This is a genomic window from Nocardia sp. NPDC058633 (assembly GCF_042717045.1).
GTDB lineage: Bacteria > Actinomycetota > Actinomycetes > Mycobacteriales > Mycobacteriaceae > Nocardia.
In genome coordinates this window covers 41,595-53,558 of record NZ_JBHXRA010000012.1, presented here as the reverse complement: position 1 = coordinate 53,558, position 11,964 = coordinate 41,595, and the positions used below count along the sequence as shown (strand labels likewise).

General features: G+C 69.0%; 11 protein-coding genes. 4 read left to right on the top strand and 7 right to left on the bottom strand.

What is annotated here, in order from left to right; all coding sequences use genetic code 11:
- The first annotated feature begins 152 nt into the window (after positions 1–152).
- Positions 153–797 carry a hypothetical protein gene (locus ACFWUR_RS17500; protein ID WP_378908107.1) on the top strand — a complete coding sequence of 215 codons (645 nt, stop codon included), beginning with the start codon at positions 153–155 and terminating at the stop codon, positions 795–797.
- A gap of 85 nt (positions 798–882) precedes the next feature.
- Here ACFWUR_RS17500 and ACFWUR_RS17495 read toward each other — a convergent pair whose 3' ends face one another.
- Positions 883–1,761: an alpha/beta fold hydrolase gene (locus ACFWUR_RS17495; RefSeq protein ID WP_378908105.1), complete on the bottom strand. Its 879-nt coding sequence runs from the start codon at positions 1,759–1,761 to the stop codon at positions 883–885.
- Positions 1,762–1,868: 107 nt separating this feature from the next.
- On the opposite strand from ACFWUR_RS17495, the gene ACFWUR_RS17490 reads away from it, so the two are divergent.
- Both ACFWUR_RS17490 and ACFWUR_RS17485 read left to right on the top strand, forming a co-directional pair.
- Positions 1,869–3,860: a BTAD domain-containing putative transcriptional regulator gene (locus ACFWUR_RS17490; RefSeq protein ID WP_378908103.1), complete on the top strand. Its 1,992-nt coding sequence runs from the start codon at positions 1,869–1,871 to the stop codon at positions 3,858–3,860.
- A 150-nt stretch (positions 3,861–4,010) separates the two neighbouring features.
- Positions 4,011–4,967, top strand: a complete 957-nt coding sequence (locus ACFWUR_RS17485; protein WP_378908102.1) for a helix-turn-helix transcriptional regulator — start codon at positions 4,011–4,013, stop codon at positions 4,965–4,967.
- A gap of 21 nt (positions 4,968–4,988) precedes the next feature.
- Here the strand turns inward: ACFWUR_RS17485 and ACFWUR_RS17480 are convergent, their stop codons facing one another.
- Genes ACFWUR_RS17480 through ACFWUR_RS17465 form a run of 4 tightly spaced genes read right to left on the bottom strand, consistent with a single transcriptional unit; the run spans position 4,989 to position 8,816 of the window.
- Complete coding sequence (locus ACFWUR_RS17480) at positions 4,989–6,473, bottom strand: flavin-containing monooxygenase (protein WP_378908100.1); 1,485 nt, start codon at positions 6,471–6,473, stop codon at positions 4,989–4,991.
- Entirely contained in the window at positions 6,470–7,030 is a 561-nt protein-coding gene (locus ACFWUR_RS17475) for an NAD(P)/FAD-dependent oxidoreductase (protein WP_378908099.1), read from the bottom strand. Before ACFWUR_RS17475 ends, ACFWUR_RS17480 begins: the two co-directional genes overlap by 4 nt.
- Positions 7,027–7,953, bottom strand: coding sequence for a ferritin-like domain-containing protein (locus tag ACFWUR_RS17470; protein WP_378908098.1), 927 nt, complete (start codon positions 7,951–7,953; stop codon positions 7,027–7,029). The genes ACFWUR_RS17475 and ACFWUR_RS17470 overlap by 4 nt, the downstream gene beginning before the upstream one ends.
- 26 nt (positions 7,954–7,979) lie before the next feature.
- Positions 7,980–8,816, bottom strand: a complete 837-nt coding sequence (locus ACFWUR_RS17465) for an SDR family NAD(P)-dependent oxidoreductase (RefSeq protein WP_378908097.1) — start codon at positions 8,814–8,816, stop codon at positions 7,980–7,982.
- 108 nt (positions 8,817–8,924) lie between these two features.
- On the opposite strand from ACFWUR_RS17465, the gene ACFWUR_RS17460 reads away from it, so the two are divergent.
- Positions 8,925–9,566: a TetR/AcrR family transcriptional regulator gene (locus ACFWUR_RS17460; protein WP_378908265.1), complete on the top strand. Its 642-nt coding sequence runs from the start codon at positions 8,925–8,927 to the stop codon at positions 9,564–9,566.
- Between the two features lie 50 nt (positions 9,567–9,616).
- Here the strand turns inward: ACFWUR_RS17460 and ACFWUR_RS17455 are convergent, their stop codons facing one another.
- Together ACFWUR_RS17455 and ACFWUR_RS17450 are read right to left on the bottom strand one after the other, a co-directional pair.
- Positions 9,617–10,639 carry a phosphotransferase family protein gene (locus ACFWUR_RS17455; RefSeq protein WP_378908095.1) on the bottom strand — a complete coding sequence of 341 codons (1,023 nt, stop codon included), beginning with the start codon at positions 10,637–10,639 and terminating at the stop codon, positions 9,617–9,619.
- Positions 10,636–11,844 (bottom strand): acyl-CoA dehydrogenase family protein, encoded by a 1,209-nt coding sequence (locus ACFWUR_RS17450; protein ID WP_378908093.1) that lies wholly within the window; start codon positions 11,842–11,844, stop codon positions 10,636–10,638. The genes ACFWUR_RS17455 and ACFWUR_RS17450 overlap by 4 nt, the downstream gene beginning before the upstream one ends.
- Positions 11,845–11,964 lie beyond the last annotated feature (120 nt).

The window sequence follows — 11,964 nt, the reverse complement described above, 5'->3', positions numbered from 1 at the left end:
ACTCCCTTCTCGTGGCCGGCGACCATGCCACCGGCTGCCCGGGAAACGTCAATCATCTTGCGCACGTAGGCAACAGACGCGACGAAACCGGCTCGCGGTAGGGTGTGCGCGAACGTTCGCAGGGGGTAGACGCTTGATTCGGGGGGCACACCGTGGATGAGATATTGGCACTGATCGGGGTGGGTGGGCTGATCCCCACGGTGATCGCCGCGGTGTCGGCGTGGTTCTCGACCACGTTCAGCCGCCGGGTCAACAAGCGGGCGATCGAGGTCTCCATGACCGCGGACGCCACCCCCCACCTCGACTCGCCACCGACCGAACCGGCGACCCCGGGTACCGACCACACCCAGGCGCCGCGTCCTCGGACGGAGGAATATCTTCGGCAGGTGCGCAGTGCGATGGCGCAGAGCACGGCGTTCTTCTGGGCGTACATGATCAGCGGTTGCTGCGGCGTCGTGGTGGTTCTCGCCGCGGCGTCGATGGTCGCGTTCGGCAACCGCGACGCCGCCGCCGCGACCTCGATCATGGGCGCGGTGCCGGTCGGGATCACCGCGTTGTTCTACAAACGTTCCACCGACCTCGACAAGATCGTGGGCGAGAATCTCACCCGCTTGAGCAAAGCCGACGAGATCGCCGAAGCCAACCGCGCCGCGCACGAGGTGGTGTCGCGGATGGGAGCGGGCGCCGATCAGGATCGGCTGCTGGCCATGATCGGTGTGCGACAACTCTTTCCGTCCGCGACACCAGTGGAAGTCGCCGAACTCCTGCACACCGTGCCCGTCGAATCCGGACGGTGAGTGGCGGCGCATCCTCCGAAGGCTCGCGCACCTACCGTTCATCCGAGCGATCGCGCCGAACGACAACGCGCACGCGACTCATATCTCAGCGCCGGACCAGGTCGCGGATGACGGCGACAACGGTTTCGGGGTCTTCCTCGGCCATGAAGTGGCCCGCGTCGACGGTGCGGTGGTCGAGGTTCGGTGCCCAACTCGACCACAGTGCCGCCGCCTCGAATCCGAGTGCGGCGCCCCAGTCCTGCTGCAGGACCGCCACGGGCATCGCCAGGCGGTTGCCTGCCGCGCGGTCGACGCGATCGTGGTCGATATCGATGGTCGCCGACGCGCGATAGTCGGCTACGATCGAGGGGACGGATTCTCGGCAGGCATCCAGGTACGCCGCGCGCACGAGCGGGGGTACCGCGGCGGGGTCTTTCGTCCATCGGTCGAGGAAGTAGGCGAAGAACGCGTCGGCACTGGCGGCGATCATCTGTTCGGGCAGCCCCGGCGGCTGGGCCATCAGGTACAGATGGAATGCGACAGCGGCGTCGGCGCCGTGCAGCACGTCCCACATGTCGAGGGTGGGCAGCACGTCCAAGCTCGCCAGGTGGGTGACCGCGTCGGGATGGTCGAGTCCGGCGCGCAAGGCCACCAGTGCGCCGCGGTCGTGCCCGACGAGCGCGAAGCGGTCGTGGCCGAGGGCAGCGGCCGAAGTGACGATATCGGCGGCCATTCGACGCTTGGAATAGGTATCGGGTGCGATGGCGTCGGGTTTGTCGCTGTCGCCGTAGCCGCGCAGGTCCGGCACGATCACCGTGTGGTCGGTGGCCAGATCCGCGGCGACGTGACGCCACATCAGGTGGGTCTGTGGGAAGCCGTGCAACAGCACGATCGGGGTTCCCGAGCCCGCGACGGCGACGTTGAGTGCGACATCGTCGGCGGCGGGGACGCGGTGGTAGTCGAATCCGGGAATGCTGCGGGTCATCGCGTGGGCTCTGTTCGTTCGAAGGGTGGTCCGCGGGTCTGTGCGGATCGAGTTCGAGCGTGCGGTGTGGCGATGAGCAACCGATGAACGCGCACTACATTGGCCTGATGCGGTTTCAGGTGCTCGGTCCCGTCGCCGCGCACGACGACCTGGGCAGACCGGTCGCGCTGCGCGGCCCCCGCTACCGCGAGGTGCTCGCCCGGCTGATCCTGGCGCACCGCCGCGTGGTTCCGGTCGGTCGACTGGTCGACGATCTGTGGGACGAGCCGCCCGCGGACGCGGTGGGCGCGGTGCGCACCTTCGTCGCCGGCCTGCGCCGCGCGCTCGAGCCCGACCGCCCGCCCCGCACCCCGGCGCGTCTGCTGGTCACCGAGGGGCTCGGTTACGCACTGCGGGCCGACCCCGACGCTGTCGACGCGTGGCGATTCGACGACGCGGTGCGGGTGGCTGCGACTCTGCCTGCGGAACAGGCCTTCTCGCGGCTGACGGACGCACTGCAGTGGTGGCGGGGACCGGCCTACGCCGACTTCGCCGACGCGGGGTGGGCGCTGGCCGAACGGTCGCGGCTCACCGAGCAGCGCCTGTTGGCGGTCGAACGCCGCGCCGAAGCGCAACTGGCACTGGGCGCCGCCGCGGCCGCGGTTCCCGACCTCGATGCCCATGTCACCGAGCATCCGTGGCGCGAGGACGCGTGGGGGCTGCTGGCCACCGCCCTGTACCACTCGGGCAGGCAAGCCGACGCGCTCGCCGTTCTCGCCAGGGCCCGGCGGATGCTGGCCGAGGACCTGGGAATCGACCCAGGACCGGCACTTCGCCGCCTCGAACACGACCTGTTGCGCCAGGCAGCACATCTCGACCCGGCCGCGACCGATCCCACCGCCCAGGTCTGGGCACAGGCGCGGGCCGCCTATGACAGCGCGGTTCCCGCGCGCAGCAGGACGCGACTGGAATCGACGGCGGGCCTGATGCGCGACCTCGCGGTGACGGGCGGCGGCGGATTGGCCGCCGCCCGCGCACACCGGATGTCGGCTGTCGTCGCCGCCGACCGACTCGGTGACGCCGAACTGACCGCGCGGGTGATCGGCATCTACGACGTTCCCGCGATCTGGACCCGCTCCGACGACCCGGCGCAGGACCGGCGACTCGTCGACATCGCCGAGAAGACACTGCGCCGACTGCCCGACGACGCCGATGCCGCCCGGGCCGGGCTTCTGGCGACCATCGCTGTCGAGTCGCGCGGCAGCCTGCCGGTCACCGAGCCGACCGAGGCCGGACTGCGACCGCTGCGCGCCGCCCGCCGCGCCGAGGAAATCGCGCGGCGGTTACACGACCCGTCGCTGCTGGCCTTCGCGCTCAACGGTGTGTTCATGCAGAGCTTCCAGCGGGCAGGCCTGGCGCGGCGACGCGAGAGGGTCGGCACCGAGATCGTCGCGACGGCAGCCCGCAGCGAACTCGCCACCTACGAGGTGCTCGGCCATCTCGTTCTCGTTCAAACGCGCTGCGCCCTGGCCGATCACACCGGCGCCGACCGGCACGCCGAGGCCGCCGACACGCTCGCGCAGCGCTACGAACTGCCGCTGGTCGCGGTGTTCACCACCTGGTACCGGGCCCTCGCCGCCAGTGCGACAACCGATCTCGCGGCCGCTGAAGCGGCCTACGCGACCGCCGCCGAAGCCCTCGCCGGTGCGGGCATGCCGGGACTCGAGCGCGGCCTGTTGCCGCTGGCCGAGCTGGGCCTGTACCTGCGACACCGCGAGACCGCACGGATCGCGGCGCTCGCCCCCGACACCGACTGGGGACCCTACAGAGCCTGGGTCGAGCCCACCCTGCTCGTCGCCCGCGGCCAGTTCGACGAAGCGCGAAAAGCCCTGCGCGACATCACCTCCCCGCCGCGTGACCTGCTGTTCGAAGCGCTGTGGGCGGTCGTGGCGCACGCGGGGGTCGCCGTGGGCGATGTCGAGATCATGCGCCGAGCCCGGACCCACCTGGCACCGGCCGCGGCCGAAACCACCGCGCAGAGCGGTCTTGTCAGCATGGGTCCGGTCCGCGCGTACCTCGACGACATCGAATCGGCGTTGTCCTCACACCGTCAGCGGTAGTCGCGCGAGGACGCGCGCAGATCGGGTAGCGCCCGCACGTGTTCTGCGTCGGTCCCCCAGTTCGCGCGAGATCGCCGCGGCGGCGACTTCGCCGTGCGCTGATCACCGGCTAGGACAGTTTCTGCCCTAGCTGTGCGGGAGGATGAACTCATGCTCGAATCCTCCGCGCGACTGCTCCGCTTGCTCTCACTGCTGCAGACTCCCCGCGACTGGAAGGGTCGTGACCTCGCCGAACGCCTGGATGTCGACATCCGAACCGTGCGGCGCGATGTCGACAAGTTGCGCACGCTGGGCTATCCCGTACACGCCGTCGCCGGATCGGCCGGGTATCGGCTTCGAGCCGGGGCCGCGCTTCCTCCGCTCCTGCTCGACGACGAGGAGGCCATCGCGGTCGCGGTCGGATTGGGCACGGCCGTCGCCGGCAGCGTCGCGGGCATCGAGGAATCGTCGTTGCGCGCGCTCGCCAAGCTCGAGCAGGTGCTCCCGTCGCGGCTGCGCCATCGCATCGCCGCGTTGCAGGCCGCGACGGTGACCGTGCCGAGCGGCACCACACCGGTCGATCCGGAGACACTCACCGCCATCGCCGGCGCGATTCGCGATCGCCACCTACTCCGGTTCGACTACCGCACCCACGACGGCACCACCACCCGTCGCAGCGCCGAACCGCACCGGCTGGTCCACACCGGGCGGCGCTGGTATCTGGTCGGCTGGGACGTGGACCGCGCCGATTGGCGCACCTACCGGGTAGATCGACTACACCCCCGCATCCCGACCGGACCGCGCTACGACCCCCGCCCAGCGCCCGACATCGATCTCGTCGACTTCGTCTCACACAGCGTGAGCACTGCCCCCTATCGGTACCGGGCACGCATCACCGTGCTGGTGTCGGCGGCGCAAGCCGCCGATCGGATCCCGGCGACGGTCGGCGTCATCGAAGCCGTCGACGAGTATTCCTGCCTGCTGTACACAGGCTCGAACTCGCTCGACGAAATCGCGGTCTACGTGAGCCTTTTCGGATTCCCGTTCCGGGTCGAGGAGCCGCCCGAGCTCATCGATCACCTCCGTGCGCTGGCGGCTCGCGTCACCGAGGCCGTCGATCCCGAGTAGCGCCGGGGCCGTCCCCGCCGTCTAGGTGAAGACATAGTCGGTGAGCGGGAAATGCGTGCTGCGCCACGCGGCTTCGACGGTAGAGCTGGGACGCAGTGGCACGTCACCGTGTTTGTCGAAGTAGTAGCTGTTGGCGGTGACGCAGCTTTCGTCCCAGAACACCTGGCCGCCGCGGCGGGCGAGCATCTCACGAAAGAAGCGGTCGTTGGCTTCCTCGCTCACCTCGATGCGGTCCGCGTCCCGGGTACGCGCGTGTCGCAGGCAGCGCAGGATGTGGCGGGTCTGGTTCTCGATCAGGGTGAAGTAGGACGCACCGTTGTAGCCGTAGGGGCCGATGATGGAGAAGAAATTCGGGAAGCCGGGCACGCTCACGCCCTCGTAGGCTTGCAGCCGATTCTCGTCCCACCAGGTCTCGAGATCGCGCCCGCCGATGCCGTGCAGGTCGTAGGTCGGCATATTGCCCGATTCCATGACCTTGAAGCCGGTGGCGAGGATCAACACGTCGACGCGTTGTTCGGTGCCGTCGGCCGTGCGGACGCCGGTGGCGGTGATCTCGCCGATCGGGCCGGTTTCCAAGGTCACGTTCGAACGGTTGAACGTCGACAGATAGTCGTTGGAGAAGCTGGGTCGTTTGCACCCGAGGGCGTATTTCGGGGTCAGCGCGGCGCGGACGGCGGGGTCTTTCACCTGGCGTCGGAGGTGGGCCAACCCCGCGCGTTCGCCGATCGCGGCGGTGGGCAGAGAGCGGTGATAGTGGGCGGCAAGCGGAAAGGTGACCTCGACGTAGGTCTGGCTCACCAGGCGGGTCACCGCCCGGCCGCCGGGAACCTTCAGCGCCAACCGAGCGGGCAGCGGCAGCGGCAGATCGGGGCGGGGCAGGCACCAGATCGGCGTGCGCTGGAACACCGTCAGGTGCTCGACCCGCGATGCGATCTCCGGGATCACCTGGACCGCGGAGGCGCCGGTGCCGATGATCGCCACGCGTCGACCACGCAGGTCCTGGTCGTGATCCCAGCGCGAGGTGTGCATGGTCGCGCCCGCGAAGGTCTCGATGCCGGGGATGTCGGGAAGCTTGGGTCGGGTGAGTACCCCGGTCGCGCTGATCACGAACCGCGCGGTCAGGTCGTCGCCGTCGGTGGTGTGCAGCACCCACCGGTCGGCCTGCTCGTCGAAGTCCGCACCGACCACGGTGGTGCCGAAGCGGATGCGCGGTCGCAACTCGTACTTGTCCACGCACGATTCGGCATAGGCCTTGAGTTCGCGCCCGGGTGCGTAGACCCGTGACCAGTCGGTGCGCTGCTCGAAGGAGAACTGATAGCTGAACGACGGAATGTCGACGGCCACCCCGGGGTAGGTGTTCCAGTGCCAGGTGCCGCCGACGCCGTCGGCCTCGTCGATGATCAGGAAATCGTCGAACCCCGCCTTGCGCAGCTCGATCGCCACGCCGATCCCGGAGAAGCCGGCACCCACGATCACTATCTCGTGGTCGATTCCGTTGGTGCTCATGCGATCTCCTTCACGAGTGCCGCCGACGGGTGCAGGCGGCCGAGCGGGGCGACGGTGCGCACGACATGGCCCGTGTCGTCGGCGTAGACGACGCAGTCCACCCGGTGCTCGATACCGTCGACGGTACGCACACCCAGCGGCACCAGTCGCGCGATCGGCCATGTCACCAGGGTGCAGTGCGGTTGCCGCAGGGCGCGGTAGTAGCTGTTGTGCACTGCGACGCCCGCGGTGTCGTCCGGTGTCAGGCGGTGGCGCAGCCACGAATCACGCACCTGGACACGAAGATTGGCACGGGCGGCCAGCCGCACCAGTCGCTGCGGTGCGCGGCGCAGCGTCGAGGCGGTGAACAGCGGTAGCCGCGGCAGGACCCACACCGGCTCGGTCTGGAACACCGTCACCCGCGCGGCCTCCTCGGCGATGCCGGGCAGCAGCCGCGCGGCCGCCGCTCCATTGCCGATGATCGCGACCCGCTGACCGGTGAATTCGTGTCGGGGCGCGAATGTCGTGCGATGGATCTGGGCGCCGGTGAAGGTGTCGGCGAAGCGGGGCGTCGTCATTTCGCCACCGGTTCGTAGGTGAGCTCGTCGGACCAGGACGGTCGGCGGCCGAGGACACCGATCGGGAAGCGGTCGATGCAGGCATTGGAGACATCGGCGAGCAATTGGAACGGCTGGCGGCGGTGAATGGTGGCCTTCCCGTGCATCTTGACCACGTGGTAGAGCGGCACCCGCCGGATGGCCGGGCTGCGCTCGCCCACGTTCTCGTAGCGGCGCACCGCCTGCCACAGCTTCTCCTCGTCGAGGCCGAGCGCGATGATGTTGGTCGACATCCGCGACAGCAGCGGCGCGTACAGCAGCGCACCGAGCACGAACGACGGACGCACCGCGAAACCCGCTGTCTCGATGGCGATCCGGCGCAGTGGACCGGCGCCGAGTTGTTCGAGAACCTGGAAACCGACTGCGAGGTGGCGGGATTCGTCGCTGTTGATGTGGCGGAAGACCTCGTGACACACCGGGTCCTCGACCTCGTCGAGCAGGAACTTCACCAGTGCGCCGTCCAGCGCGGTCTCCAGCGACGGAATGACGGTGCCGAGCACGGGCAGGGTCAGTTGGTCGGCGTAGCGGTCGAGCCAGCTGATCACGAGGCGAATATTGTTGTTGGGCGATGGCATCGCGGCGCCGTCGGCGAGCATGCCCCACCGGCGCATCAGTGCGAGTTCGGCATTGGCGTGCTTCTGTTCCTCGGCGTGGAAGTACCGGTAGATCTCGCGGAGTGGGCCGGGTGGCGCCTGGCGGGTCAGGGCGGCGAAGCCGCGAGCGCCGACGTGTTCGATCCACACCAGATCGGCCATGAAAGTGGCCAGCCGTGGGCGCTGTTCGTCGGTGATGGTGTCGGCGCCCGGTGCGTCCCACTCGATATCGGCCAGTGCCCACTGCTTGGCGCGAATAGTGGCGAGCATATCGGGATAGGCGAACGTCATTGTTCGATCTCCTTCGATGTGGTGGATCAGCGCACGACCCGCTCCAACAGGCCTGCCGAACGGGTGTAGGTCGCGGGCAGCCACCGTTTGGCCTGCCACAGCACCTTGGCTTCGAGTTGCGGCACCACATAGAGTTCGCCGCGGTCGACCGCGTCGAGGGTGGTGCGCACGATGGCGGCCGGCGGGCGTCCGGTCCAGCGCAGCAGCAGTCCGCCGAGGCGCTCGGCGGTGTCGTCCATCGGTGAATCCGCTTGCATGATATTGGTTTTCACACCGGTCGGGCACAGCACTGTCACCCCGACGCCGGTGCCTGCCAGCTCGGCCGACATCGTCTCCGACAGCGCCAGCACACCCGCCTTGCTGACGTTGTAGGCGGCCATCCGGGGTGCCGCGCCGAACGCGGCGGCCGAGGCGACGTTCACCAGCGACCCGCGCCCGGCCGAGCGCAGAATCGGCGCGAAGACGTGGCAGCCGTGGATGACGCCCCACAGATTGACGCCGAGGGTGCGTTGCCAGTCGTCGAGGGCGAACTCACCGACCACCGGCCCGCCCGCCCCGATGCCGGCATTGTTGACGACCACGGTGGGCGGGCCGCCGAACCGATCCTGCGCGGTCGCGGCCAGCTGGGTGACCTCCTCGATCACGGTGACGTCGCATCGGGTGCCGAAGGCTTTGCCACCTGCCGCTTCGACGAGGTCCGCGGTCTCGCTCGCGCGGTCGGGATCGATGTCGGAGCACACGACGCGGCCGCCGCGGCGACCCAGTTCCACGGCGAAGGCGCGGCCGATGCCGCTGCCTGCGCCGGTCACCACGGCATCGGCGGCGGTGGTCCGGCGGTGTCCGCCGAAGGGAAACAATCGCATGGCAACGCCCCGGTCTTCCCAGCGAAGCTCTAACTGGTGGCATCTGCCACCATTGGCCGCACCTGACACCAATTAGGCGCGCGGAGGTGTACTTTGTCAACCATGGATGTGCGCGCACCGGCACGGACCTGGGGCGGGCGGACCGCCGAGGAGCGCAGGGCGCAACGACGGTCCGACCTGGTCGAGGCCGCTCTCGACATCTGGCTCGACAACGGCTGGGCCGCGGTGACAATGCGCGGCGTCTGCCAGCGGGCCTCGCTCAACGACCGCTACTTCTACGAGCACTTCGCCGATCGTGACGAACTACTGGCCGCGGTCTGGGACGAGGTGTGCACGGAGGTGTTCGCCGAACTGGCCGGCGTTGTCGCCGAGTACGCCGACCGCACGCCCCTGGAGATTACCCGCGCGGCCATCGCCCGCGCCGTCGATCTGCAGACCGACCTGCGCGGGCGGGCTCGAATTCTGCTGGCCGATCACGCGGGCAGCGCCGTGCTCGAACAGCGCCGCAAGACCATGCTCACGGACGCGACCGATCTGCTCATCGCCGCCGCGTGGCCGTATCTGCGCGCCGACGTCGACGAGACCGCCATGCGCATGAGCACATTGGCGGGCATCGGCGGCTTCATCGAACTGCTGTCGGCCTGGCGTTCCGGCGTGCTCGACGTGGACACCGAGCGCATCGTCGAACACACCAGCGCCATCGCGACGCAACTCGGCGCGATGTTCCTACCCGCGGAGATCATCGGATAGTCGCACCGACGGGCGACTCCCCCGTGGCAGTCCGACGAACCGAGCGGCGACTACTTCGCCGAGCGACTCAGCGCGCGCAGGCCCGCGGCCATGAACTCCGGGGTGGCCTCGGCCGCTCGGTCGGCGGCCGAACCGGTGTCGGAGCCCTGACGGGCGCGGTGGGTGATGCCTTCGCCGATGATGCCGAGCTTGAAGTTGGCCAGGGCGAGGTAGAAGCCCCAGCTGTTCAGGTCACGCCCCGAGGCGGTCGCGTAGCTCTGGGCCAGCGTGTCGGGACTCGGCAGTCGGTCGCTGGTCCACGCGGCGCGGGTGCCGAGGATTAGGTCGAATATCGGGGCCCGATACACACACATCAGGGCAACGTCGGTGAGTGGGTCGCCCAGGGTGGAGAGCTCCCAATCGACTACGGCACGCACGGTTTTCGGATCCGCGCCGTCGAGAATCGTGTTGTCGATGCGGAAATCCCCGTGCACGATCGAAGACGACGATTCGCGCGGGACAGCAGCCGACAGCGCGGCGTGCAGGGTTGCCACGTCGGGGAGTTCGCGGGTTTTGACCCGCTCCCACTGGGATGCCCAGAGGTTGACCTGCCGGGTGACGAAGCCGTTGGGCCGACCGAACGATTCGAGGCCGACAGCGGCCGGATCCACCGCGTGTAGGTCGGCGAGCACGCGAACCAGTTCGCGCGCACTGGAATCCACCTGCTCATCGGTGAGCGCCGCCAGGTCCTCCTGGTCGCGGAACACCGTTCCGTCGACGAATTCGACCACGGTCATCGGTGCGCCGAGCGCGGATCCGGTCGCGTCGAAGGCAATCGTCTTCGCCACGGGCACCGCGGATGCCTGCAGCGCGCTGGTGACGGTGTATTCGCGCGCCATATCGTGGGCGGACGGCGTGAGACCGGCGGGCGGCGGGCGGCGCACCACCCAGCGCGAGACGTCGTCGGCGGCGGCGAACGTGAGATTGGACCGGCCGCCGCTGATCAGTTCCACGCGCAGCTCACCGCGCACCTCGACACCCTGCTCACGCAGGAACCGCTCCAGCGCGGCGATGTCCATGCCCGGCAGTGTCATTCGGAGTCTCGCTTCGCACGCTTGGCCGCGCTCACCGCGCGTTTGGCGATGGCCCACCGATGCACCTCGGACGGACCGTCATAGATTCGGAAGGGTCGCACCTCACGGGAGAGGCGGGCCAGCGGCAGGTCAGCGGAGACACCGAGACCGCCGCACATCTGCATACTGCGGTCGACGATGCGGAAGATCGCTTCGGCCGCGAAGGTCTTCGCGATGGAAGTCGCGTTGGCGGCGGGTTCACCACGGTCGAGTTCCCAGCAGGCACGAGTCAGCAGCGCGCGGGTGGCGGCGATGTCGATCTCGTTGTCGGCGATCATCTTCTGCACCATGCCGAGGTCTCCGAGGCGTGAGCCGAATCCCTCACGCTGAGCCACGTGCGCGACCGCGACATCGTGACCGCGGCGGGCGGCGCCGAGCCAGCGCATCACATGGGTCATCCGGGCGGGACCGAGACGCACCTGGGCGTATTCGAAGCCACGGTCGACCTCGCCGAGTACCGCCGATTCCGGGACCAGCAGGTCGTCGAAGAAGACTTCGCAGTGCCCACCGATCATCGACTTGTCGAGTGTGTCGAGATGGCGGCCGACGCGGATACCGGCGCTGTCGGCCGGTGCCAGGAACATGGTGGCGCCGCCGCGTTGGCCGGGCTCACCCGAGGTACGGGCCATGATGATGAAAAAGCCCGCGCCGTCGGCACCGGTGATGAACCATTTGTGGCCGGTGATGCGCCAGCCGCCGTCGGCGCGGACCGCGCGGGTGGTCAGCGCGGACGGGTCCGAACCCGCGCCGGGGGCCGGTTCGGTCATGGCGAAGGCCGAGCGAACCTCACCGCGAGCGAGCGGGGCGAGGAACTGCTGTTTCTGCTCCGGGTCGGCGATGTGGGCGAGCATGTGCACATTGCCCTCGTCGGGGGCGGCGATATTGAGCGCCGTCGGGCCGAACAGCGAGTACCCCGCCTCCTCGAACACCGGGGCCCGGTTCGACATGTCGAGGCCGAGGCCACCGTATTCGATCGGCGCGTGCGGGGCGAAGACACCGGCGTCGCGGGCGGCCTGCTGGAGCTCGACGCGCAGTTTCTCCCCGCCGGCCGCGGTGATGTCGCCGTCGTGCTCGTCTTCGATCGGGAGCACCCGTTCACCGATGAAGGTGCGGGTGCGGTCGACCAGGCTCTGCACCTCGGACGGATAGGACAGATCGATCGGCACGGCATCCGCTCCTCGGCTCGGGTGCCGAACGATCGCTCGGCAGAAGGACTGCAACGACAGTGGCACGCGTGGATTCGTGCTGTCAACAGGCCTGGTCGCTGCGCCGATATTTGTTCAGCT

Excerpts from the sequence above, each read along its gene's own strand:
- ACFWUR_RS17495 (WP_378908105.1), bottom strand. The coding sequence starts at position 1,761 with ATGACCCGCAGCATTCCCGGATTCGACTACCACCGCGTCCCCGCCGCC.
- ACFWUR_RS17490 (WP_378908103.1), top strand. The coding sequence starts at position 1,869 with ATGCGGTTTCAGGTGCTCGGTCCCGTCGCCGCGCACGACGACCTGGGC.
- ACFWUR_RS17485 (WP_378908102.1), top strand. The coding sequence starts at position 4,011 with ATGCTCGAATCCTCCGCGCGACTGCTCCGCTTGCTCTCACTGCTGCAG.
- ACFWUR_RS17480 (WP_378908100.1), bottom strand. The coding sequence starts at position 6,473 with ATGAGCACCAACGGAATCGACCACGAGATAGTGATCGTGGGTGCCGGC.
- ACFWUR_RS17475 (WP_378908099.1), bottom strand. The coding sequence starts at position 7,030 with ATGACGACGCCCCGCTTCGCCGACACCTTCACCGGCGCCCAGATCCAT.
- ACFWUR_RS17470 (WP_378908098.1), bottom strand. The coding sequence starts at position 7,953 with ATGACGTTCGCCTATCCCGATATGCTCGCCACTATTCGCGCCAAGCAG.
- ACFWUR_RS17465 (WP_378908097.1), bottom strand. The coding sequence starts at position 8,816 with ATGCGATTGTTTCCCTTCGGCGGACACCGCCGGACCACCGCCGCCGAT.
- ACFWUR_RS17455 (WP_378908095.1), bottom strand. The coding sequence starts at position 10,639 with ATGACACTGCCGGGCATGGACATCGCCGCGCTGGAGCGGTTCCTGCGT.